A 23351-nucleotide genomic window follows, 5' to 3' on the forward strand; every position below is an offset into this window, starting at 1 on the left:
ATCATGACCCAAGTGAACGCACCAGAATTCGTTCGTCACCCAAAGCTTATTGCTTGGGTAGAAGAAATTGCAAAATTAACGAAACCAGCGAAAATTGAATGGTGTGACGGAAGCGAAGAAGAATATCAACGTTATATTGATTTAATGATCGCTAACGGCACTATGCAAGCGCTTAATCAAGAAAAACATCCTGGTTCTTACCTTGCTAATTCTGATCCTTCTGACGTTGCTCGTGTTGAAGGTCGTACTTTTATTTGTTCAGAAAACAAAGAAGATGCTGGTGCAACAAATAACTGGGAAGCACCTGCCGAAATGCGTGCTCGCCTTAATGGTTTATTTGATGGTTGCATGAAAGGTCGTACATTATATGTTGTTCCTTTCTCTATGGGTCCTTTAGGTTCTCATATTGCACATATTGGTATTGAATTAACAGATTCTCCTTACGTTGCTGTAAGCATGCGCAAAATGGCTCGTATGGGCAAAGCTGTTTATGACGTTCTTGGTACTGATGGTGAATATGTACCATGCGTACACACTGTTGGCGCACCTTTAGAAGAAGGTCAAAAAGACGTTGCTTGGCCTTGCAATCCTGAAAAATACATCGTTCATTACCCTGAGACTCGTGAAATTTGGTCTTACGGTTCTGGCTACGGTGGTAACGCATTGCTTGGTAAAAAATGCTTAGCTTTACGCATTGCATCTTATATGGGTCGTCAACAAGGCTGGTTAGCTGAACACATGCTCATCCTTGGCGTAACAAGCCCTAAAGGTGAAAAGCACTATATCGCAGCCGCATTCCCATCGGCTTGTGGTAAAACAAACTTTGCCATGTTGATTCCACCAGCAGGCTATGAAGGTTGGAAAATTGAAACTGTAGGTGATGATATTGCTTGGATTAAACCAGGTGAAGATGGTCGCTTATATGCAATTAACCCTGAAGCAGGTTTCTTCGGTGTAGCTCCTGGTACAAATACCAAGACCAACCCAAACTGTATGGCGACTCTTCACAAAGATGTTATCTATACAAACGTTGCTGTTACTGATAATGGCGAAATCTGGTGGGAAGGTCTTACTAAAGAAGCTCCTGCAAACCTTACTAACTGGAAAGGTCAACCACACACTGGCGAAGAAAAAGCAGCTCACCCGAATGCTCGTTTCACAGTTGCAGCTGGTCAATGTCCTTCTATTGACGCTGATTGGGAAAATCCAGCAGGTGTTCCAATTTCTGCGTTCATCTTCGGTGGTCGTCGTGCAGACACAGTGCCTCTAATTTCAGAAGCATTTGACTGGGTTGATGGTGTTTATAAAGCTGCAACTATGGGCTCTGAAACAACTGCTGCTGCTGTTGGTCAACAAGGTGTTGTACGTCGTGACCCATTCGCGATGCTTCCATTTGCTGGCTACAACATGGCTGACTACTTCACTCACTGGTTAGAAATGGGTAAAAAAGTTGGTGCTAAAGCAGAAGCTGCAGGCAACAAACTTCCTGGTATCTACAATGTCAACTGGTTCCGTCGTGATGCTGAAGGCAACTTCGTATGGCCTGGTTTCGGTCAAAACATGCGTGTTCTTGAGTGGATCATTGATCGTTGTGAAGGTCGTGCTACTGCTGTTGAAACTCCAATCGGTTTAGTTCCAACTTACGAACAATTAAACTGGACTGGTTCTGACTTCACTAAAGAACAATTTGATTTAGTAACTTCTCAAGATAAAGATCAATGGATCAAAGAACTTGAAAGCCACACTGAATTGTTTGAAAAACTTGGTGATCGCATGCCAGAAGCGTTGAAAAAACGCCAAGCTGAATTACTTAAAGCTGTTAAATCTGTATAATTATTGATTGAATAAAAAAGACCGCATATGCGGTCTTTTTTATTATCAATTTCAAGACTTAATTTATCTTCAAATAAGAAAAAATAAATGTTTATTTAGAACATTTAAATAACAATTAAACACAACAAAATGCTTTTATTTTAACCATACAAGTTTTTAAATAAATTCAATCATAGTTAACACATTGATTAAAACTTAATTTATCTGTTAGCATCCGGCAGAATTTTTAAGCCTATTCACAAATAGTAAATAGCAAGATTTCAAGAAAACAGAGATATATAAGTCAATTATTTAGCACAAATTAATAATTATATAAACATAATTTTCCGTGCTTTTTAATTGATATGCCTAATCCATGGAGGAAAATATGGCAAATAATGTCGTGACTCAGCCAGAGTCAACCCCTCTTGATCGTAAAACACGTGTTAAGTCTATTATTGGTGGTTCAGCAGGGAATTTAGTTGAATGGTATGACTGGTATGTCTACGCTGCCTTCACTCTTTATTTTGCTCCAAAGTTTTTCCCAGAAGGTGATAGTACAGTAAAACTATTACAGGCTGCTGCTGTCTTTGCACTTGGTTTCCTTATGCGACCAATTGGTGCATGGGTTATGGGAATTTACGCAGATCGCAAAGGTCGTAAAGCTGGCTTATCAATGTCAGTTTCATTAATGTGTGTTGGCTCACTTATAATTGCATGCACACCGACCTATGAAACAATTGGCATGTTTGCCCCAGCAATGCTTTTATTTGCTCGACTACTTCAAGGTTTAAGTGTTGGTGGTGAATATGGCTCTAGCGCAACATACCTAAGTGAAATGGCAGGTAAAAACCATCGCGGATTTTTCTCGAGCTTCCAATATGTAACCCTTATTTCAGGACAACTACTTGCACTATGTACACTTATCGTATTGCAACGCACATTGACTGAACAGGCATTAGGTGACTGGGGATGGCGTATTCCATTCTTCATTGGCGCAATTCTAGCGATAGTTGTTTTCTGGATTCGTCGCGGACTTGTTGAAAGTGAGTCTTCAAAGCAAGCCCAAAAACAAGCAAAAGAAGGCGGTCCAAAATCTGGTGCAGTTGAATTATTTACAAAACATCCTAAGGCAGCTTTCACCGTAATTATGCTTACTGCTGGTGGTACATTAGCATTTAATACATTCACAACATATTTGCAAAAGTACCTAGTAAATACTTCTGGTTTTGAAAAAACTACAGCTACCGAAATTACTACTGCTGCAATCTTCATTTTTATGCTTATTCAGCCTGCAATCGGTGCGCTATCAGATAAAATTGGTCGTAAGCCAATTATGATTGCTTTTGGTGTGCTTGGTGTAATCTTCACTATTCCAATTTTCAACCATATTGGTGCGACCAATAATGCCATGACAGCATTTATGCTTTGTATGAGTGGTATGATTATTGTTTCAGGCTATACTGCAATTAATGCTGTTGTTAAAGCAGAGTTATTCCCTGCTCATATTCGTGCACTTGGTGTCGCTTTACCATATGCAATTGCCAATACACTCTTTGGTGGTACTGCTGAGCTCGTTGCTCTCAGCTTTAAAAATGCAGGACATGAAAGCTACTTCTTCTATTACATTACTTTCATGATTGGTTTATCTCTCATAACTTATATCTTTATGAAAGATACTAAGAAAAACTCTCTAATTACTGATAATTAATCAAAATTATCATTTATAAAAAACCCATCTTATTTGATGGGTTTTTATTCAAACATAACCCATTGTTTATAATAAGTATTTTAAAACTATTAGACTAAAGTCGTATAATTTACAAATTCTCACAAGAGTATAACGGAAACATAAATTTACATTTCCCATTTACATCAAAATATATATTTTAAGTTTTGCATTTTCTTAATAAAAGCGAAGTTTAAAAGTATGTATTTTGCCAACATTCTTGCGGAGAATTGTTGTGACAAATTCAGATTCTCAAATTGCTCCAGAGCAGTTTGACAGAAAGACTCGTGTCAAATCTATCCTTGGTGGCTCAGCCGGTAACTTAGTTGAATGGTTTGACTGGTATGTTTACGCAGCTTTTACGCTTTACTTTGCACACCAATTCTTCCCGGAAGGTGATGACACTGTAAAACTATTACAAGCCGCAGCAGTTTTTGCTCTTGGTTTTTTAATGCGCCCAATCGGTGCTTGGATTATGGGAATCTATGCAGACCGAAAAGGACGTAAAGCTGGTCTTACACTTTCTGTTTCATTGATGTGTATTGGCTCTCTCACCATTGCTTTCGCACCAACTTACGATTCTGTTGGTATGCTTGCCCCCGCAATCTTACTTTTTGCTCGTCTAATTCAAGGTCTAAGTGTAGGCGGTGAATATGGATCAAGTGCAACTTACTTAACTGAAATGGCAGGAAAGAATCATCGTGGTTTCTTCTCTAGTTTCCAATATGTAACATTAATTTCAGGTCAACTCCTCGCACTTTGTACACTCATCGTATTACAACATACCCTTACAGAAGATCAACTCTATGCTTGGGGATGGCGTATTCCATTCTTTATGGGTGCTCTTTTAGCCATCGTTGTTTTTTGGATTCGTCGTGGGTTGGTTGAAACACAATCATCAAAAGAAGCACAAGAACAAGCAAAAAATGGTGGCCCAAAGTCAAGTGCATTAGCTTTATTTACCAAATATCCTAAGCAGGCATTTACAGTAATCATGCTTACTGCTGGTGGTACGCTTGCATTTAATACATTTACCACATATTTACAAAAATATTTAGTGAATACATCTGGTTTTGAAAAAACAACTGCCACAGAAATCACCACTGCTGCCATTTTTATTTTTATGCTTATTCAACCTGCTGTAGGTGCTCTATCAGATAAAATTGGCCGTAAACCTATTATGATTGCCTTTGGTGTTCTAGGTGTAATTTTCACTATTCCTATTTTTAACGGTATTGGAAATACAACCAGTCCAACAATAGCATTTATGCTTTGTATGAGTGGTATGATGATTGTAACAGGCTATACTGCAATTAATGCTGTTGTTAAAGCTGAATTATTTCCTGCACATATTCGCGCATTGGGCGTTGCTTTACCGTATGCAATTGCAAATACGCTCTTTGGTGGTACTGCTGAACTGATTGCTCTAAGCTTTAAAAATGCTGGACATGAAAACTATTTCTTCTACTACATTACTTTCATGATTGGTTTATCCCTCATTACGTATATCTTCATGAAAGATACCAAGAAAAATAGTTTAATTACAGATAATTAATTTTTTGTAAAAAGCCCTATATGGGCTTTTTTATTTTCATTAATTTACAAATCACTCTATATTTTTTTGATTTAGAGGCATATTCAACCATCGAGAAATAAAGAGCCTTATGGCATACTAAAAACACATCATGCTAGGAAGTATAGAATGAAAAATATTTATATAGTGTTAGGTGCTACAATTCTTACACTAGGCTTAACTGCTTGCCAAAGTACAGCACGCCAATACAATGGAACAGTCGGATATAAAATTGAACAGCAAACAGCAAACACAGCAACGATCTCTTACACGCTAGCAGCACGTAAAAATCAAGCTGCAAATGAAGCTAAACTTCAGCATGCATGTGGAAAAGTCTTAGGTGACAAAAAACAATATACAATTAAAATTTTAAGTATAAATGAAATCATCAATCCGAATAAAGATGTTGAATTTGGTCGCCAAATTGGGAACTCCCGCACAACTGTCGGATTATCAAATACCCCAAGTTTATATAACAGCGAAGACTATGCAACCAAACAAGCTCTAGATAGCCACCCTTCTACACTACATGTTGTTCGCTATACTTGTTCTTAAGAACATAAAAACAAAAGGGCTATTCAGCCCTTTTTATAGAAATTTGAAAATTAAAAGTAAAAACACTCACTTTCCATTCCCACTATAATGTCTTATAAAAACTCACGTTTCTGAACTCAGGTGATTCATCCAAATCTGGCCAAGTTGTTGCACTTCGCTCATCCAATTTTATATATTTAGAATGGCTAAAATTCTTTACACGGCTATCCGCAACCCACACTTCGGGAGCAAACTTTAAAAACTCATCTAAGAAAAAGCGATTAGATTGATCATAAAGCACATCTGCTGCGAGCAATACATCAACCTGCTCTGCTTTATACAAATCTTCAAGGTATTCAAGCTCTACATTATTCAATTCTGCATTAGCACGACATGCATCAAGACTTACTTTATCAATATCACAACAAATCACTCGCTTCGCACCTGCCATTTTTGCTGCAATTGCTACCACACCTGAACCTGCACCAAAATCAAGTACTACTTTATCTTTGACATGCTGAGGCTCTGCAAGTAACCACTGTGCCATCGCTAGCCCCGATGCCCAGCAAAAAATCCAATATGGCGTATCATTCCAAATACGGCGAATCACTTCATCATCCAATTTATCCGTTGGAAAAACTGGAGGAATCAACCAAAGTGAAATTGAAGTTTCAGGCAATTGCTGCGCATGTAATTCACAATATGGAATCACATCATGTAAGGCTTGAATTAAGTGTTCAGGGACTTTAGGGATTTGGAAGGTACAGCTCATTTAGATTCTTTTAATTGATATTTTTTGAAGAATTTCCCCAATCCTTCTTTAAAAAAGAGGGAAAACTAAAGTTCCCTCTTTTGAAACTGGAGGATTAAGGAGGATTAAATTAACCTAAAGCTTTCTCAGCAGCTTCAACTGTTTGACGAATTAAAGTCGTAATTGTCATTGGGCCAACACCACCTGGAACTGGTGTATATGCAGAAGCAATTTCTTCAATACCAACAAGTTGGATATCACCTACACCACCACCATCACGTGGATGGAAACCAGCATCAACAACAACAGCACCTTGCTTAATCCAATCTTTTTGAATTAACTCTGCTTTACCTACCGCACCTACAATGATGTCAGCTTGTTTTACAAAACTTGCTAAATCTTGTGTACGTGAATGGCAAATTGTTACTGTTGCATTTGCTTCAAGAAGCATTGCAGCCATAGGTTTACCCAAAATTGCAGAACGACCAACAACAACAGCATGTTTACCTGCGATTTCAATATTATTTTCTTTTAAAATCGTCATAATACCAGCTGGAGTTGCAGAACCATATGCTGCTTCACCCATTGCCATACGACCATAACCAAGGCAAGTTACACCATCTACATCTTTTGCGAGTGAAATTGCATCAAAACAAGCACGTTCATCAATTTGAGCAGGTACTGGATGCTGTAAAAGAATACCGTGAACATCAGGATTAGCATTTAATTTTTCAATTTCAGCCAATAACTCTTCAGTTGTAGTTTCTTTTGGAAGCTCTACTTTTAATGAATCCATACCGACACGGCGGCAAGCATTTCCTTTCATACGTACATAAGTTGCAGATGCACCATCGTCACCTACCAAAATAGTCGCAAGAATTGGAGTACGACCTGACTTTGCTTTTAACGCTTCTACGCGAGTCAACAAGTCAGCTTCAATTTGTTTTGCCAATGCACGACCATCTAAAACTAATGCCACGGCACATCTCCCATGTGTTGATATGAATCAATTTTGCACATTCTACATCAATATTTTAATTATTTTTCGTTATATGCTGTTTTTATGCACATACAAGCATGTTCTACTATTGTTTTTTTTTCAGAGCTTGATAATATACGCATCAACAAGACGCGGCGGGGTGGCAGAGTGGTCATGCAGCGGACTGCAACTCCGTGGACGCCGGTTCGATTCCGACCTCCGCCTCCAATCTTGTAAATGCCCGAGTGGTGAAATCGGTAGACACAGGGGATTTAAAATCCCCCGCCCACAAAGCGTGCCAGTTCGAGTCTGGCCTCGGGCACCACTTTAATACTTCTTAAAGTGGTGCAATAAAAGACCCAGCGAAAGCTGGTTTTTTTATGCCTAAAATTCACAATACCCTAAAAATACCTTTTAAATTTTTATGATTACTCAAAAACAAGCTCTTCAGTACTTGCATCAAGTAAAAGAAAATCACCCTCAAGCATTTAAAAGAAATTTTTTATTCTATGGTTTTGTTCAAACTAAAGGTGCACTAGATGAGCTCAAAGAAGTTTTCCCATGGGTTATTGCACTAACCACCTTCATCCCTCTTATCTATTTTATAAGTTTAAGCATCAATTACACATTTTCTAACCTTTCTCATTTTCAAGCTCAAGCAATAGCTATCATATGCATTATGCTTTTATTTATGCTTATTCTACCCATTGTTATCTATCAAATTCGCAATAGCTCTACCCGCCTATATACAAGCATTAAAAACCTTCCATTCAAACTTGCTCTACTCATCATCTTTCAAGCAATTAATTTAAAGTTTTTTGAAAGTGTTCTACTTCAAGGTATTTTATTCTTTTTAAGCCTGAGCTATGGTTTTATTGCATGCTATAAAGAAAATCTTTTTAGATCACACTCCACTACACATGATCAAATTTTACTTAATCAGCTACGTAAAGCATGCTTTTGGTCCCACATACAAACAGTAAAGTATTCAATAAAGCTAATACCTATTTCAAAATCATCAAAAAATTATCAAAAATTACTTAATCAAAAAAATTATTATGAATCTCTACATAAAGAACTTATGCAGTTTGAAGATAAATTTTATCAATTTACCAAGTATATTGATCTGGAAAGTTATGTTGATGAACTCATGAAATAATAATTTTTATTGAATTTAACTTATTTTTTAACCATAAAAGCAACATTTGAACGAAAAGAAAGCAAATAAATGGAAATATACTTGCCAAGTTTTTATTAGTCCTCTATTATTGCGCACATGCCCGAGTGGTGAAATCGGTAGACACAGGGGATTTAAAATCCCCCGCCCACAAAGCGTGCCAGTTCGAGTCTGGCCTCGGGCACCACTTTAATACTTCTTAAAGTGGTGCAATAAAAGATCCAGCGAAAGCTGGTTTTTTTATGTCTAAAATTTATAAATAATTAGATAAAAAAAAGAGAGTGAATTACCACTCTCTATTTGCAACCAACTCTTCCATTTCTATATCCATATAACCATGCTCCTGTACAACCATCATCATGGCTTCTGCAATATAGTCAGCGGCAGTATCATCTAAGGATGAATCTAGATCTTCAAACTGTGGCTTCATTTCATTAATTTGAGATATCAATTTATCTGCAATACGATAAATATCAGATTCAGAAACATTTTTTTCAATGCTTTTTGAAAACTTCTCTATTAATTGCTTTATTTCAGCAACCAAAATATCTGGGTAATATTCATCATCAAACATTGGAAGGAGTAAATCATTAAACATAGAAAGCAAATAACATCAAAACTACAAGCACGTGCTTATAACACAAAAGATTCATCAAACCAATAAAAAAGGCACAGCAGAATAGCTATGCCCTTCATAAACAAAATAATTATTCAATTGATTTTGATGACAAACTTTCTGCAATTTTAACAAGTTCTATAAATTCAGATTTCATTCCATAAGGATCTGGTTGTTTATTACGATTTGCTAAATTTAAAACATCTGACCATTTCATATTTCCAGTATATTGACTATTACTCAACAATTGCCCATAACTTGCAACAGCAACAGCCCACTGGGTATCACTAGATGCCTTATTTAATGCTTTATTTGAAATAAGTAATGGTTCTGTAATTAAAATACTTTCACTTGATGATGGTAATTTATATCGCAATTTCAAATAACCATATTCATTACTTTTATCAACTAAATTATTAGTATTTTGATAACGAGACTCCTCCAACCATCCTTTACGACCTGTTGGAATAACTTCATATAATGCTGTTACCGTATGACCTGCTCCAATATCTCCAGCATCCACCTTGTCATTATTAAAATCTTCTTTCTTTAAAATTCTATTTTCATATCCAACTAAACGATATTCCTTTACAGTCATCGGATTAAATTCAACTTGAATTTTTACATCCTTAGCAATCGTTGCAAGCGTCGATGATAATTGACGTTGCACAACTTTTTTAGCCTCATTTTCATTATCAATATAACTATAATTTCCATCCCCAGCGTCAGCAAGTTGCTCCATTAGTTTTTCATTATAATTTCCCGTACCAAAGCCAAGACTTGTAAATGAAATACCTGTTTTTCTTTTCTCTGCAACAATACCTTTTAGTGCATCAAAATTTGTAATACCCACATTAAAATCACCATCGGTTGCAATAATGATTCGATTTATTCCATTCTGTTTAAATGCCTTTTCTGCTTGTTCATAAGCAAGTTCAATCGCTCGTTGACCTGAAGTTGCTCCACTTGCATACAAGCTATTAATGACCTTAAGAATTTGATCCTTATTCTTTCCTGATGTTGGCTGTAATGCTACTTTCTCACCGCTTGCATAAGTCACAATTGTCACAGTATCTTGTGGTCTAAGCTGTTCTGTTAATATTCTCAATGTTGTTTTAACAAGCCCCAACTTATCATCACTATTCATACTTCCAGAAACATCTACCAAGAATACCAAATTGGCAGGTGGCAACTCTTTCATCTCAATATCATTTGCTTTAATACCAATGCGAATTAATTGTGCATCTGTTTTCCATGGTGATGAAACAATCTCTGTATTTAATGAAAATGGATGGCTATTCTTTGAGTTCGGATAATCATAATTAAAGTAATTAATCATCTCCTCCACACGCACAGCATTTACAGGAGGTAAATGACCATTTCGTTTCAAATAGCGACGAACATTGGTATAACTCCCCGTATCCACATCAATACTAAATGTGGAAACTGGCTCTATTTGCGTACTCTTTATTGAGTTTGTTTCTAGCGTTTGATATTGCTCTGTATTTACAGATGGTTGTTGATGCTCAGCACCTCTAAAGTCAAATGAATTTCCTGTAACTATAGATCTATCTGATAGCTTTCGTGGTGGCACTGCCCTTGATGGTTGCGATTTTCGTATAGCAACTTCCTTTATAATTTGATTTGGAGCCTCTACAAGTTGTATCGGCTCTTCTACCAATGGCTGCACCTGATGCTCCATTGAAGACAACTCTTGTATGCCTTTATGGGTACTACATGCAACTATCAATAAACTTAAAGAGCTATAAGCCAAGATTTTAGTTTTCATCATTTAATAACCTTCTTCATAAAATTATTTTTGTTAAATTCACATTTAATTTTTGAATAAAATTTTTCTAGATCATAAGTTTTATCTTGTATAAAAATCACTAGACTTAACTTTCGATTGATTAGTATAGTAGTTTTAATTTATTTATCATTACTTAATAAAATTCATAGATATTTTAAAAATATTTATAACCAAACTATAAATCTTAGATCTCCTAATATTAAAAAAGAGCAAATTTGCTCTTTTTTAATATCTTATTTACGCTGCAATCATCGCCTTCCAAACAGCAATAGCATCAGCCATAGCTTTTACGTCATGTGCACGCACCATACATGCTCCTTGCTGAATACTCAGCAAATGTGCAGCAACAGAACCAACTGCTCGTTGCTGAGCATCTACGCCACCTAAAGCTTCACCAATAAAACGTTTACGCGATAATGCAGATAAAATTGGATACCCCATTTCATTCAATTTATAAAATTCTTTTAATAACTTTAAATTTTGTTGTGCATTTTTTGCAAAGCCAAACCCTGGATCAATCATTATATTTTCAGGTCGCACCCCTGCACTTAATGCATCAGAAACACTTAGCTTAAGCTCAGCAATCACATCCTCCGTAACATCATTATATTGATCCAAATTATTCATTGTGGTCGGTTCACCACGCATATGCATAATAATGACTGGAATATTGAGCTCTGCAGCCGTTTTTAGCGCATTTGGACGAGTTAAAGCACGAACATCATTCCAAATATGTGCACCCGCTTTTACAGCCGCTTTAATCACTTCTGGCTGAGAAGTATCAATCGAAATAACAACATTATATTTAGATAATGCTTGCACTACAGGTACTACACGCTGAATTTCCTCCTCAACACTAACTTCTGTAGCTCCTGGACGAGTTGATTCTCCCCCAACATCAATAACGGTTGCTCCTTCCTGCATCATTTTCAAAGCATGAGCAATTGCTGCTTCTTGGCTATTATGCTTTCCTCCATCACTAAATGAATCTGGTGTTACATTTAAAATACCCATTATATGTGGCTGAGATAAATCTAAACTTAATTGCCCACACCTTAAAACTGTCTTAGGTAAATCCACTAAATTCATCTTGACCAAGCTCCTTCAAACATCAATCATATTCTAGCTTAAAGCGCTACTATATTAACCTCATATCCATGAAAATAATCTTCCATAAAAAAACCACCCGAAGGTGGTTTAGTTTTAAACTTTTGGTAAAGATGGTAATGGTGGTGGAGAAGTTGGACCCTCTTCAACCACATCAATAACAGGATTTTCTGCTACATATACTTTAGGTGGTTGTGGTTCACGACCTTCCATAATGTCACGAATTTGCTCGCGATCAATCGTTTCCCATTCCAATAAAGCTTTTACCATTGCATGAGCAATATCTTTATTATTTTCTAAGATATCTCGTGCAACACGATATTGTTCATCAATAATACGACGTACTTCTGCATCAACTTGTTGTTGAGTTGCTTCAGAAATAGTACGACTACCAATGCTACCCATGAATGATTGTTGCGAATCATCTTCGTAAACCATTACACCAAGCTTGTCAGACATACCATATTTAGTCACCATTGCTCGTGCCATTTTCGTAGCACGTTCAAAGTCATTTGAAGCACCTGTCGACATTTGATTAATGAAGACTTCTTCTGCAATACGACCACCAAACAAGATAGAAAGCTCATTGAGCATTTTATGCTTATAGTGACTAGTTTGGTCGTGCTCTGGCAATTGCCAAGTCACTCCCAATGCCCAACCGCGTGGCATGATTGTTACTTTATGAACAGGATCTGTACCTGGTAGCATTTCAGCAACAATCGCATGACCTGCTTCATGGTAAGCGGTTGCACGACGCTCTTCTTCACGAATAACCATCGATTTACGTTCAGGTCCCATGTAAAGCTTATCTTTTGCATCTTCAAAGTCATGCATATCGACCGTATTTTTGTTACGGCGTGCAGCAAATAATGCAGCTTCATTTACAAGGTTTGCAATTTGCGCACCTGAGAAACCTGGTGTACCACGAGCCAAGACTTTAACATCCACTCCCGTTGTAGAAGGTAGTTTCTTCAAGTGAACATTTAAGATTTGCTCGCGACCTTTAATATCAGGCAAACCTACCATCACTTGACGGTCAAAACGACCTGGGCGAAGTAATGCTTTATCAAGTACATCAGCACGGTTTGTAGCAGCAATGACAATAATACCCTCATTGCCTTCAAAACCATCCATCTCAACTAACATTTGGTTCAGCGTTTGCTCACGTTCATCATGACCACCACCAGTACCTGAACCACGATGACGACCAACAGCATCAATCTCATCAATAAAGATAATACATGGCGCATGACGTTTTGCCTGTTCAAACATGTCACGCACACGAGATGCACCAACACCAACAAACATTTCAACAAAGTCAGAACCAGAAATACTGAAGAATGGTACTTTTGCTTCACCAGCAATTGCTTTTGCAAGCAATGTTTTACCTGTACCTGGAGGACCAACCATTAATACGCCTTTAGGAATTGTTGCACCTAAACGCTTAAACTTAGCCGGATCCTTTAAGAAATCTACAATTTCAACAACTTCTTGTTTTGCTTCATCACAACCCGCAACATCTGTAAATGTTACTTTGATTTGGTCTTCTGAAAGCATTTTTGCTTTCGATTTACCAAAACTCATTGGGCCATTTTTACCACCTGCACCACCACCCATGTTGCGCATAAAGAACATGAATAACAAAATGATTAAGAGTACAGGGAAGCTTGCAATCAGAAGTTGCATCAACAAACCTTGACGTTGCGGTGCTGTACCTTCAACGATTACGTTATGTTTGATGAGGTTCGGCATGAGTTCAGGATCTTGAACTGCTGGACGAATACTTTCAAATGCTGTTCCATTTGCTTTTTCGCCACTAATTCTTTCGCCATCAATTGTAACTTTTTTAATCTGCCCAGCATTCACCTCTGCAACAAACTGCGAATAGTTCATTGCTGTTGGCTTATCGCTGCCATTGATGTTACTGAAGATTAAAATCAGCACACCAAGTATAATGAGCCACAATACGGCATTCTTGAAGAGATCGCTCAAAGCTTTATTCCCATATCAATCTAATTTGATCATGCCCTATTCGGGTGACCTTTTAATTCAAAAAAGCTGAAAAACCAGCTGTGCAATATATTAAAAACTTACAAAATGCACAATTTTTAACAAGTTGGCAAGTAAAGTTTATTTTGACGCTTTTTTACGCCCCTGTCCTATGAGAAAAACTTCTTTAGAACGTGCACGTGAAGCAGCAGGTTTTGCCGTCTTCAAAACATCAAAAGTATCTACAACTTGCTTGCGAAACTCATCAAACCCTGTACCTTGGAACACTTTTACAACAAATTGTCCATTTGGACCAAGTACTCGCTGTGCAAAATCTAGTGCAAGTTCACATAAATAAATCTGACGAGGTTGATCTACAGCCTTATTACCTGAAGTATTGGGGGCCATATCTGAAATTACAACGTCAACTTTACGTTCATTTAAAATATTTAACAATTTTTCGAAAACTTCTTCTTCTCGAAAATCGCCTTGCAAGAAAGTTACATCTGGAAGTGCATCCATTTCCAAAATATCTGAAGCAATAACCAAACCATTTGATCCGACTAGTTTTCCAGCAATTTGCGACCAACTTCCAGGAGCAGCGCCCAAATCAACAACTGTCATACCAGGTTTGATAATTTTATATTTTTCTTGAATTTCAAGTAATTTATAAGCAGCACGGGCACGATAACCCTCTTTTTGCGCTTTTTTTACAAATGGATCATCCAAATGCTCTCTCATCCACGCACGGCTACTTTTAGATAACTTTTGGTTAGTAATGCGTGTTGCCATAAATCTCTAATAACTTTAAACCTTATTACAGAACATTGTACGTTAAAATACACTTACATGCAGTATACAAGTGTATCTAAATCTCATCTTTATTGATGATTTTTTCAATAAATTCTATCGAATATTTGCACAGTTTTTAAAGCGTTTGAGTTCTCATTTTGCTATACTAAGCTGTTTTTAAAATTAGGTTATTTTTATGGCGGCTTTATCTATTCAGGAACGCAAGCGTTTACGTCAAATTGGACATGCGCTAAATCCAGTTGTAATGATTGGTGATAAAGGCTTTACTGAAAATGTCATTGAAGAATTAAACCGTGCACTGAACGACCACGAACTCATTAAAGTCAAAGTAGGCGGTGAAGACCGTGTTGCTCGCGCTGCCCTCATTACAGAGATTGCAGAAGTGACTGGTTCTGAAGTTGTACAAACGATTGGTAAAATTGCTTTGCTTTACAAAAAAGCTACAAAGCAAAATCAAAAATTATCAAACTTAGTTCGCCACGCACACTTATCAAATTAAGTTTAAGTAGACTTTATGGCAAGTTATGAACTCAATGCTTTTGATAGACGATTTCAATCGATTTCGCTTGTCGGAGCAATCGAACAGCAAAGCCCATATACACTTAACGTAGGATATTGGTTACGTGACCCCAACCAATACATTCTATGGCCCGACATGGTTGCCTCGCATCCTCGTCAGGATTTTTTATGGGAAAACACCTGTTTTGAAATCTTTATCGGCGTTCAAGGTGAAGATTATTATCGCGAGATAAACCTCTCCCCATCTCAAGCTTGGCAAGCATATGAGTTTGAAGAGTATCGTTATCCTGAAAATATGCCACCCAAAGTTGCATATGATATTGAGTTAAATCAATTAAAAAAAATGCACTATGGTTTAAACGTGAGCTTAGATCTCACTGAGTTTATGTTAATTCATAAACTCAAATGGACAGACTTATTTATAGGTTTGACAGCCATTCTTAAAACTTCTCAAGGCGATCACTATTTTGCAATGCAACATAGTAGCCCACATGCAGACTTTCACAATAAGCGAGATTGGTTGCATCTGTTTTAAAACAAAAAAGCAAAAGGACATCCTTTTGCTTTTTTATTATCTACTGAAACAAACCCAGCAATACTAATCAAATATTAGCTATTTATTTGAGTAGAATTTTTCGTAGGTAAAACTTTTTTACATGCCTCTAAAGTACTATCCTTAGAACGTTTAAATGTTTCACTCAAACTTTCTTTATGCTTAGTTGATAATTGACTAACATCTTCTTTTATTTCTTTTGTTAATTTAGAAAGATCTTCAATTACTAAATTCATTTCTGCTTTTACAAACTCTTTTAACTCAACATAATCTTTTTGAGAGATTCCTAGTTTCTCTTTTAATGCATCTATTTTTTGTAATAGATCCTGCTTTAGTTGTTGTAATTTACTTTGCACCTTAACATTTGTTTCTTCTGTTTCTACTTTTAATTTCTCAACCTCTTCTTTAACTTCTTGACTAAATTCAATCACTTTATTTTTAGTTTCTATTGCTGTGTGCTCTGCAGATTCTAAACTGTTTTCAACAGCTTCTTTAAAGCCTGCCTTTGCAGTTGTTTGACTTTTTCTTGTTGTCATTTTTTACACCTCTAGTTATGTCTATCAAAAAGAGATTAATCTATTTTGATAAAATTTAATTTTTGATTTGTCTAACAATTATTATCTGCTTACATTTATACACAAATATAGGCATACAAACTTTAAAGCAAAAATCAAGCCATTTATCTTATATATTCATCACATTTTTCATGGACTTTTGGCCATTGTGTGCGTATAATACTCTGTTAGTTCAAGCGAGCAGACATAAGGAGGGTGGGTTTAAATAATAGCCTTCCTTTTTTTTCGTCTTCTCGCTTTTTTACAGCCTAAATTTCAGGAGCTTTGGTTTGAGCACCCCAGCAATTTTAGCCCTAGCCGACGGTACAATCTTTAAAGGAACGTCAATCGGTGCATCGGGTAGTACGACTGGTGAAGTCGTTTTCAACACTGCCATGACTGGCTATCAAGAAATTTTGACTGACCCAAGTTATGCACAGCAACTTGTGACATTAACTTACCCACATATCGGTAATACAGGTTGCAATGATGAAGACGCTGAGTCAGGTCGAATTCACAAAGTATGGGCAAATGGACTCATTATTCGAGATCTACCTTTACTCCACAGTAACTTCCGATCAACGCAATCTTTAGGTGAATACTTAAAAGAACATAATGTCGTTGCGATTGCGGACATTGACACTCGACGATTAACACGTATTTTACGTGATAAAGGTGCACAAAACGGTTGTATTCTTGCTGGTGAAAATATCACGGAAGAAGAAGCTTTAGAAAAAGCACGTGCATTTGGTGGCTTAAACGGTCTAGATCTTGCGAAAGAATGCTGTGATCCTAACGGTTTTGAATGGACTGAAGGTTCTTGGACGCTTGGTCAAGGTTTCTCTCAACCAGAACTAAAATATCATGTTGTTGCATACGATTACGGTGTCAAAACCAACATCTTACGTATGATCGCAGACCGCGGTTGTAAATTAACTGTAGTTCCTGCACAAACTCCTGCTGAAAAAGTGCTTGCTTTGAATCCAGATGGCGTTTTCTTATCAAACGGTCCTGGCGATCCAGCAGCATGTGATTATGCAATTGAAGCTGTAAAAACAATTGTAGAAGATGCACGCAATGTACCAGTATTTGGTATTTGCTTAGGGCACCAAATTCTTGCTTTAGCATCCGGTGCTAAAACCGTAAAAATGCCTCATGGTCATCACGGTGCAAACCATCCTGTACAAAATATCGAAACTGGTACAGTGATGATTACTTCTCAGAACCATGGTTTCGCTGTAGATGCAGAAACTCTTCCTGTTCACCTTAAAGCAACGCATAAATCTTTATTCGATCAAACTCTTCAAGGGATTCATCGTACAGACAAGCCTGCGTTCAGCTTCCAAGGTCACCCTGAAGCAAGCCCTGGTCCACATGACTGCGCACCATTGTTCGATCATTTCATCGAACTTATCGAAGCATCTAAGAAGTAATTAAGGAAGCATCATGGCTAAACGTACAGACATTAAAAGCATCTTAATTCTAGGTGCTGGTCCAATTGTGATTGGTCAGGCATGTGAGTTTGACTATTCAGGCGCACAAGCGTGTAAAGCGCTTCGTGAAGAAGGCTACCGTGTTATTTTGGTAAACTCTAACCCAGCGACCATTATGACTGACCCTGCAATGGCAGATGCAACGTATATCGAACCGATTACTTGGCAGACTGTTGCAGCGATCATTGAGAAAGAACGTCCAGACGCGGTTCTTCCTACAATGGGTGGTCAAACAGCATTAAACTGTGCCCTTGCACTTGATGAACACGGTATTTTAGAAAAATACAATGTTGAATTAATCGGTGCTACAAAAGAAGCGATTGAAAAAGCCGAAGACCGTAAACTCTTCGACCAAGCAATGCGTAAAATTGGCCTTGAATGTCCTAAAGCTGACATTGCTGAGTCAATGGAAGAAGCTTTAGAAATTCAAGCTCGCTTTGGCTTCCCAGTAATCATTCGTCCATCGTTTACAATGGGTGGTTCTGGTGGCGGTATCGCTTATAACAAAGAAGAATTCATTGAAATCTGTGAACGTGGTTTCGATCTTTCTCCAACTAAACAATTATTGATCGATGAATCTTTAATTGGTTGGAAAGAGTACGAAATGGAAGTTGTTCGTGACAAAAACGACAACTGTATCATTGTATGTACAATTGAAAACTTTGACCCAATGGGCGTTCATACAGGTGACTCAATTACTGTTGCTCCTGCGCAAACGCTTACAGATAAAGAATTCCAGTTACTTCGTAACGCATCTTTAGCTGTTTTACGTGAAATTGGTGTAGAAACAGGTGGTTCTAACGTTCAGTTCGGTATTTGCCCAAAAACTGGTCGTATGGTTGTCATCGAGATGAACCCACGTGTTTCTCGTTCATCTGCGCTTGCGTCTAAAGCAACTGGTTTCCCAATTGCGAAAATTGCTGCGAAACTTGCTGTAGGTTACACGCTTGATGAATTAAAAAATGACATCACTGGCGGTACAACTCCTGCATCTTTCGAACCAGCAATCGATTACGTTGTAACTAAGATTCCTCGTTTCAACTTCGAAAAATTCCCACAAGCTGACTCAACGTTAACAACACAGATGAAATCTGTGGGTGAAGTAATGGCGATTGGTCGTAACTTCCAAGAGTCTATGCAAAAAGCACTTCGTGGTCTTGAAGTGGGTGCTTGTGGCTTTGATGAAAAAATTGAAGTTGGTACTGAAGGCGCTAAAGATAAAATCTTACAAGAGCTTAAAGTTCCAGGTCCTGAGCGTATTTGGTACGTAGGTGATGCATTCCGTCACGGCTTTACTTTAGATGAAGTATTTGCTGCAACAAACATCGACCGTTGGTTCTTGATTCAAATCGAAGACATCATCAAAACTGAAAACCAAATCAAAACTTTAGGTTTTGGTGATTTGACAGCTGAAAACATTCGTTCATTCAAACGTAAAGGTTTATCAGATCTTCGCATCGCTGGTTTGATGGGTATTTCACAAAAACAATTCCGTAAACACCGTTGGAACTTGGGCGTAACTCCAGTTTACAAACGTGTAGATACATGTGCTGCTGAATTCGAATCTGATACAGCTTATATGTACTCAACTTACGATGATGAATGTGAAGCAAATCCATCTTCTAAAGATAAAATCATGGTGATCGGTGGTGGTCCTAACCGTATTGGTCAAGGTATCGAATTCGATTACTGCTGTGTACACGCTGCCCTTGCTATGCGTGAAGACGGCTATGAAACAATCATGGTGAACTGTAACCCTGAAACTGTTTCTACAGATTACGACACATCAGATCGTTTGTACTTTGAACCAATTACACTTGAAGATGTTTTAGAAATCGTACGTATTGAGAAGCCTAAAGGCATTATCGTTCAGTACGGTGGTCAAACTCCGCTTAAATTGGCTCGAGCTTTAGAAGAAGCTGGTGCACCAATTATCGGTACATCTCCTGATGCAATTGACCGTGCAGAAGACCGTGAACGTTTCCAACAAATGATTCAACGTCTACAACTTCGTCAACCAAACAACAGCATTGTTAAATCTGCTGAAGAAGGTATGGCTGAAGCTGCGAAAGTTGGCTACCCACTTGTGGTACGTCCTTCTTACGTACTTGGTGGTCGTGCAATGGAAATCGTTTACAACGATGAAGAATTAAAACGCTACTTACGTGATGCTGTTCAAGCATCTAACGAAGCGCCTGTTCTTCTTGACCGTTTCTTAGATGATGCAATCGAAGTTGACGTAGACTGCGTATCTGACGGTAAAGATGTTGTGATTGGCGGTATCATGCAGCATATTGAACAAGCTGGTATTCACTCAGGTGATTCTGCATGTTCTATTCCTCCTTATTCTTTATCTAAAGAAGTTCAGGACGAAATGCGTCGTCAAACAATTGCTATGGCGAAAGAGCTTGGCGTAATTGGCTTAATGAACGTACAGTTTGCTGTTAAAGGCAACGACGTATATATCTTAGAAGTGAACCCACGTGCATCTCGTACAGTACCGTTCGTATCTAAATGTATTGGTGAATCTTTAGCGAAAGTAGCTGCACGTTGTATGGCAGGTCAATCTCTTGAATCTCAAGGATTCACATCAGAGATTATTCCTAAACACTTCTCTGTAAAAGAAGCTGTGTTCCCATTCAACAAGTTCCCTGGTGTTGACCCTATTCTTGGACCTGAAATGAAATCTACAGGCGAAGTAATGGGTGTGGGTAAAACATTCGGTGAAGCGTTCTATAAAGCTGTACTTGGTGCTAACGAACGCCTACCTGGTTTGCCAACTGAAGGTGAAGTAAAACATGCTTTCATCTCTGTACGTGAATCTGACAAACCACGTGCGGTAGGAATTGCAAAACAACTTATCGATTTAGGCTTCAAGATTCTTGCAACCGATGGTACATTTAAGGTAATCAGCGATGCTGGTCTTGAGTGTGAACGCGTGAACAAGGTTACTGAAGGTCGTCCTAACATTGTGGATCGTATTAAAAATGGCGAAATTCACCTTGTAATCAACACGACTGAAGGTAAAAAAGCTCAAGAAGACTCTTTCTCGATTCGTCGTTCAGCACTTCAAGGCAAAGTGTATAACACAACTACCTTGAATGGTGCTGAAGCAGTATGCCAAGCTTTAGCAATCCAATTACCTATGGATGTATACCGTTTACAAGACCTTACTAAAGGTTAAATAAACTTCCGATAAGTCCCGTCACCTTATCGGTGGCGGGCTTTTTCTTTTATAAATAGCTCATTTTTTTAATACTTAACTAGAGGGACAACAATGCAACGTTATCCTATGACTCCTGAAGGCAAAGTTGCCTTAGAGAAAGAATTACACCAATTGAAAACTGTTGATCGTCCACGTATTACTGCAGCGATTGCAGAAGCACGTGAACATGGGGACTTAAAAGAAAATGCTGAGTACCATGCAGCACGTGAGCAACAAGGTTTCTGTGAAGGTCGCATCCAAGATATCGAAGGTAAATTAGGTGCTTGTCAGGTTATTGATGTAAAAGACTTAGAACCTAATGGCCGTGTTGTTTTTGGTGTAACTGTTACCATTGAAAACTTAGATACGGAAGAACAAAAGACTTACCGTATTGTTGGTGATGATGAAGCTGATTTTAAAATCAATAAAATCTCTGTAAATTCACCAATTGCTCGTGGTCTTTTGGGTAAAAATGAAGGTGATGAAGTTAAAATCAACACACCACAAGGTGAAGTTGAATACGAAATCGTAAAAGTTGAATATCTTTAAGATTTAAAGATTCTTCTATTAAGCCCCTCAAATGAGGGGTTTTTAGTTTCTACACTTTTCTATTTCTTATACTTCCAATTAACTCAATACGGTAATTTTTATTAAGAAAGAATAAAACACTCCTTTCATAAAAAGGAATTGAGAGAATTTCTTCTAAAAATCTCACTGCCCCCTCTTTAAAAAGAGAGACTTAATTACGTTATAATACCATCACCCTATCAACACTACTTTTCCATGTCTGAAAATTTGATTAACTCTCCTGTAAAACATTGGTGTGAATTTGAATTTATTTCAAAAACTGTTAAAAATCCAAACATTCATATCAAAGGAAATTATTCATATTATTCAGCATACTGGGATCAAGGCTTTGAGCGTTGTGTCGTGCGCTATTTACATGACAAGCCTTCTACCCCAGATAAACCCATAGATCAGCTTCATATTGGCAACTTTGTATGCTTTGGTGCTGAATGCGTGATTATGATGGGTGGGAATCAATTACACCGTACAGATTGGATTTCTGCTTTTCCATTCGATACTCGTAGTTTTGTTCCTGCGGGTGATACTGTCATTGGCGATGGCTGTTGGATTGGTTCTCGTGCCATGATTATGCAAGGTGTTCGCTTAGGTGAAGGTGCTGTTGTGGCAACAGGTGCTGTTGTGACTAAAGATGTGCCACCTTATACTGTGGTGGGTGGTGTACCTGCAAAAATCATTAAATACCGTTTTCCTGAAGAAGACATAAAAAAACTGCTTTCTCTAAAACTGTATGATTTAGATGAAAAGCAGTTTTTAAAAATGCGCGAACAATTGCAGACGGATGATGTATTACTGTTATCAAACTATGTATTAAATTTTAAGGGTGAAATGGAGTAATAATTTCACTAAATTTAGAAGTTCTCTTTTCCTGTTCTGAAACAAATGAAGGCCAGTCAAAATCTGCATAAGTTAATGTCCATTGGTAATATTTTTTACCAATATCTTTAAACTGAATATTCAAAATACTTCCTGTTTCATCATGACAATGCGGTGATTTCCAATATTCTTCTTGACTAAAACAGGCTCTTATCATTTCAGATGAATAAAAAGGAATGCTTCTTATTGCAAGATCGTAGGAGTTATCATCATGTAATAACAAAAAATCCGCAAATTGTTCTACTTTTCCTCCACCAGAATAACCAGCAAACCATTCATTAATAAGAGCAATAGCATAATCTTTATTGTTTAATGGATATAATGCAGGATATATTTTCATACCATTAAATGTTATTCCTTCTTCATCTAGAGATTGATAACTATGCTGATATTTCGAAAAATTCTATACATTTAAAATATTATATTTATTCTTTATTTTTTCTATTTTTAAGAGCGTAGGACTACTATCTATTACATAATAAATAGATTCTTTTGTGCCTTTAATTTTCCATAGTCTCCCAGAGTCAGCATCACAGATTTTTTGATTTTTAACACAAATTTTTTGGAGCTCTTCTGTTGATATTTTTATTTCAATAAAAGCATTAGCTGTTATATCTTTAGCAAAGAGAATTACTGGGAAACAACAAAGAAAAAATATAATTTTTTTGTTCACCAA

General features: G+C 37.3%; 21 protein-coding genes and 3 tRNA genes. 14 read left to right on the plus strand and 10 right to left on the minus strand.

All coding sequences use genetic code 11. From position 1 onward, the window contains the following. Nucleotides 1-3: 3 nt before the first annotated feature. The 4 genes from AOY20_RS00150 to AOY20_RS00165 all read left to right on the plus strand — a co-directional run bounded on the left by AOY20_RS00150 (nt 4) and on the right by AOY20_RS00165 (nt 5669). Nucleotides 4-1833 (plus strand): phosphoenolpyruvate carboxykinase (GTP), encoded by a 1830-nt coding sequence (locus AOY20_RS00150; protein WP_054579993.1) that lies wholly within the window; start codon nt 4-6, stop codon nt 1831-1833. A 367-nt stretch (nt 1834-2200) separates the two neighbouring features. Beyond that, complete coding sequence (locus tag AOY20_RS00155; protein WP_144424743.1) at nt 2201-3523, plus strand: MFS transporter; 1323 nt, start codon at nt 2201-2203, stop codon at nt 3521-3523. 253 nt (nt 3524-3776) lie between these two features. Continuing rightward, nucleotides 3777-5096, plus strand: coding sequence for an MFS transporter (locus tag AOY20_RS00160; RefSeq protein ID WP_054579995.1), 1320 nt, complete (start codon nt 3777-3779; stop codon nt 5094-5096). 147 nt (nt 5097-5243) lie between these two features. Further along, on the plus strand, nt 5244-5669 hold the full coding sequence (locus AOY20_RS00165) for a hypothetical protein (RefSeq protein ID WP_054579996.1): 426 nt from the start codon (nt 5244-5246) through the stop codon (nt 5667-5669). Between the two features lie 82 nt (nt 5670-5751). Here AOY20_RS00165 and AOY20_RS00170 read toward each other — a convergent pair whose 3' ends face one another. Together AOY20_RS00170 and folD are read right to left on the minus strand one after the other, a co-directional pair. Then, entirely contained in the window at nt 5752-6420 is a 669-nt protein-coding gene (locus tag AOY20_RS00170) for a class I SAM-dependent methyltransferase (protein ID WP_054579997.1), read from the minus strand. A 109-nt stretch (nt 6421-6529) separates the two neighbouring features. Then, nucleotides 6530-7378 (minus strand): bifunctional methylenetetrahydrofolate dehydrogenase/methenyltetrahydrofolate cyclohydrolase FolD, encoded by an 849-nt coding sequence (gene folD / locus AOY20_RS00175; protein WP_054579998.1) that lies wholly within the window; start codon nt 7376-7378, stop codon nt 6530-6532. Nucleotides 7379-7532: 154 nt separating this feature from the next. Here folD and AOY20_RS00180 point away from each other — a divergent pair. From AOY20_RS00180 to AOY20_RS00195, 4 genes are all read left to right on the plus strand, one after another. Continuing rightward, nucleotides 7533-7606: transfer RNA gene (locus AOY20_RS00180), tRNA-Cys, on the plus strand. Nucleotides 7607-7617: 11 nt separating this feature from the next. Further along, nucleotides 7618-7703, plus strand: a tRNA-Leu gene (locus tag AOY20_RS00185). A 99-nt stretch (nt 7704-7802) separates the two neighbouring features. Continuing rightward, complete coding sequence (locus tag AOY20_RS00190) at nt 7803-8537, plus strand: hypothetical protein (RefSeq protein WP_054579999.1); 735 nt, start codon at nt 7803-7805, stop codon at nt 8535-8537. A gap of 119 nt (nt 8538-8656) precedes the next feature. Then, nucleotides 8657-8742 (plus strand) — tRNA-Leu (locus AOY20_RS00195). A gap of 99 nt (nt 8743-8841) precedes the next feature. Here the strand turns inward: AOY20_RS00195 and AOY20_RS00200 are convergent. The 5 genes from AOY20_RS00200 to rlmE form a co-directional block, all read right to left on the minus strand. Beyond that, on the minus strand, nt 8842-9153 hold the full coding sequence (locus AOY20_RS00200) for a DUF5713 family protein (protein ID WP_054580000.1): 312 nt from the start codon (nt 9151-9153) through the stop codon (nt 8842-8844). A 109-nt stretch (nt 9154-9262) separates the two neighbouring features. Beyond that, nucleotides 9263-10963 carry a vWA domain-containing protein gene (locus tag AOY20_RS00205; RefSeq protein WP_227510347.1) on the minus strand — a complete coding sequence of 567 codons (1701 nt, stop codon included), beginning with the start codon at nt 10961-10963 and terminating at the stop codon, nt 9263-9265. A 255-nt stretch (nt 10964-11218) separates the two neighbouring features. Then, nucleotides 11219-12070: a dihydropteroate synthase gene (gene folP / locus AOY20_RS00210; protein WP_054580001.1), complete on the minus strand. Its 852-nt coding sequence runs from the start codon at nt 12068-12070 to the stop codon at nt 11219-11221. A 114-nt stretch (nt 12071-12184) separates the two neighbouring features. Continuing rightward, entirely contained in the window at nt 12185-14080 is a 1896-nt protein-coding gene (ftsH, locus tag AOY20_RS00215; protein WP_054580002.1) for an ATP-dependent zinc metalloprotease FtsH, read from the minus strand. Between the two features lie 138 nt (nt 14081-14218). Further along, nucleotides 14219-14869 (minus strand): 23S rRNA (uridine(2552)-2'-O)-methyltransferase RlmE, encoded by a 651-nt coding sequence (rlmE, locus tag AOY20_RS00220; protein WP_054580003.1) that lies wholly within the window; start codon nt 14867-14869, stop codon nt 14219-14221. A 196-nt stretch (nt 14870-15065) separates the two neighbouring features. On the opposite strand from rlmE, the gene AOY20_RS00225 reads away from it, so the two are divergent. Together AOY20_RS00225 and AOY20_RS00230 are read left to right on the plus strand one after the other, a co-directional pair. Continuing rightward, nucleotides 15066-15389, plus strand: a complete 324-nt coding sequence (locus AOY20_RS00225) for a YhbY family RNA-binding protein (protein ID WP_054580004.1) — start codon at nt 15066-15068, stop codon at nt 15387-15389. Between the two features lie 15 nt (nt 15390-15404). Beyond that, on the plus strand, nt 15405-15944 hold the full coding sequence (locus tag AOY20_RS00230) for a DOMON-like domain-containing protein (RefSeq protein WP_054580005.1): 540 nt from the start codon (nt 15405-15407) through the stop codon (nt 15942-15944). Nucleotides 15945-16018: 74 nt separating this feature from the next. Here AOY20_RS00230 and AOY20_RS00235 read toward each other — a convergent pair whose 3' ends face one another. Beyond that, nucleotides 16019-16498 carry a hypothetical protein gene (locus AOY20_RS00235; RefSeq protein WP_054580006.1) on the minus strand — a complete coding sequence of 160 codons (480 nt, stop codon included), beginning with the start codon at nt 16496-16498 and terminating at the stop codon, nt 16019-16021. A 308-nt stretch (nt 16499-16806) separates the two neighbouring features. Between AOY20_RS00235 and carA the strand changes: the two genes are divergently transcribed. The 4 genes from carA to AOY20_RS00255 all read left to right on the plus strand — a co-directional run bounded on the left by carA (nt 16807) and on the right by AOY20_RS00255 (nt 22636). Next, nucleotides 16807-17949 carry a glutamine-hydrolyzing carbamoyl-phosphate synthase small subunit gene (gene carA / locus AOY20_RS00240; protein WP_054580007.1) on the plus strand — a complete coding sequence of 381 codons (1143 nt, stop codon included), beginning with the start codon at nt 16807-16809 and terminating at the stop codon, nt 17947-17949. Between the two features lie 13 nt (nt 17950-17962). Then, a complete protein-coding gene (gene carB / locus AOY20_RS00245) occupies nt 17963-21193 on the plus strand; it encodes a carbamoyl-phosphate synthase large subunit (protein ID WP_054580008.1) in 3231 nt (1076 codons plus the stop codon). A gap of 93 nt (nt 21194-21286) precedes the next feature. Further along, on the plus strand, nt 21287-21763 hold the full coding sequence (gene greA, locus AOY20_RS00250; protein ID WP_054580009.1) for a transcription elongation factor GreA: 477 nt from the start codon (nt 21287-21289) through the stop codon (nt 21761-21763). Between the two features lie 234 nt (nt 21764-21997). Continuing rightward, entirely contained in the window at nt 21998-22636 is a 639-nt protein-coding gene (locus tag AOY20_RS00255; protein ID WP_054580010.1) for a CatB-related O-acetyltransferase, read from the plus strand. On the opposite strand, the gene AOY20_RS00260 is transcribed toward AOY20_RS00255, so the two are convergent. Together AOY20_RS00260 and AOY20_RS00265 are read right to left on the minus strand one after the other, a co-directional pair. After that, nucleotides 22617-23015, minus strand: a complete 399-nt coding sequence (locus AOY20_RS00260; RefSeq protein WP_054580011.1) for a hypothetical protein — start codon at nt 23013-23015, stop codon at nt 22617-22619. The genes AOY20_RS00255 and AOY20_RS00260 overlap by 20 nt on opposite strands. A 63-nt stretch (nt 23016-23078) precedes the next feature. Then, nucleotides 23079-23348 (minus strand): hypothetical protein, encoded by a 270-nt coding sequence (locus AOY20_RS00265; protein WP_054580012.1) that lies wholly within the window; start codon nt 23346-23348, stop codon nt 23079-23081. Nucleotides 23349-23351 lie beyond the last annotated feature (3 nt).

Origin of the sequence: Acinetobacter equi (genome assembly GCF_001307195.1) — a bacterium.
Lineage (GTDB): Bacteria > Pseudomonadota > Gammaproteobacteria > Pseudomonadales > Moraxellaceae > Acinetobacter > Acinetobacter equi.

Excerpts from the sequence above, each read along its gene's own strand:
- AOY20_RS00170 (WP_054579997.1), bottom strand. The coding sequence starts at position 6,420 with ATGAGCTGTACCTTCCAAATCCCTAAAGTCCCTGAACACTTAATTCAA.
- folP (WP_054580001.1), bottom strand. The coding sequence starts at position 12,070 with ATGAATTTAGTGGATTTACCTAAGACAGTTTTAAGGTGTGGGCAATTA.
- AOY20_RS00150 (WP_054579993.1), top strand. The coding sequence starts at position 4 with ATGACCCAAGTGAACGCACCAGAATTCGTTCGTCACCCAAAGCTTATT.
- AOY20_RS00200 (WP_054580000.1), bottom strand. The coding sequence starts at position 9,153 with ATGTTTAATGATTTACTCCTTCCAATGTTTGATGATGAATATTACCCA.
- AOY20_RS00155 (WP_144424743.1), top strand. The coding sequence starts at position 2,201 with ATGGCAAATAATGTCGTGACTCAGCCAGAGTCAACCCCTCTTGATCGT.
- AOY20_RS00205 (WP_227510347.1), bottom strand. The coding sequence starts at position 10,963 with ATGATGAAAACTAAAATCTTGGCTTATAGCTCTTTAAGTTTATTGATA.
- rlmE (WP_054580003.1), bottom strand. The coding sequence starts at position 14,869 with ATGGCAACACGCATTACTAACCAAAAGTTATCTAAAAGTAGCCGTGCG.
- AOY20_RS00235 (WP_054580006.1), bottom strand. The coding sequence starts at position 16,498 with ATGACAACAAGAAAAAGTCAAACAACTGCAAAGGCAGGCTTTAAAGAA.
- AOY20_RS00165 (WP_054579996.1), top strand. The coding sequence starts at position 5,244 with ATGAAAAATATTTATATAGTGTTAGGTGCTACAATTCTTACACTAGGC.
- AOY20_RS00230 (WP_054580005.1), top strand. The coding sequence starts at position 15,405 with ATGGCAAGTTATGAACTCAATGCTTTTGATAGACGATTTCAATCGATT.
- AOY20_RS00255 (WP_054580010.1), top strand. The coding sequence starts at position 21,998 with ATGTCTGAAAATTTGATTAACTCTCCTGTAAAACATTGGTGTGAATTT.
- greA (WP_054580009.1), top strand. The coding sequence starts at position 21,287 with ATGCAACGTTATCCTATGACTCCTGAAGGCAAAGTTGCCTTAGAGAAA.
- carB (WP_054580008.1), top strand. The coding sequence starts at position 17,963 with ATGGCTAAACGTACAGACATTAAAAGCATCTTAATTCTAGGTGCTGGT.
- AOY20_RS00260 (WP_054580011.1), bottom strand. The coding sequence starts at position 23,015 with ATGAAAATATATCCTGCATTATATCCATTAAACAATAAAGATTATGCT.
- AOY20_RS00190 (WP_054579999.1), top strand. The coding sequence starts at position 7,803 with ATGATTACTCAAAAACAAGCTCTTCAGTACTTGCATCAAGTAAAAGAA.
- AOY20_RS00225 (WP_054580004.1), top strand. The coding sequence starts at position 15,066 with ATGGCGGCTTTATCTATTCAGGAACGCAAGCGTTTACGTCAAATTGGA.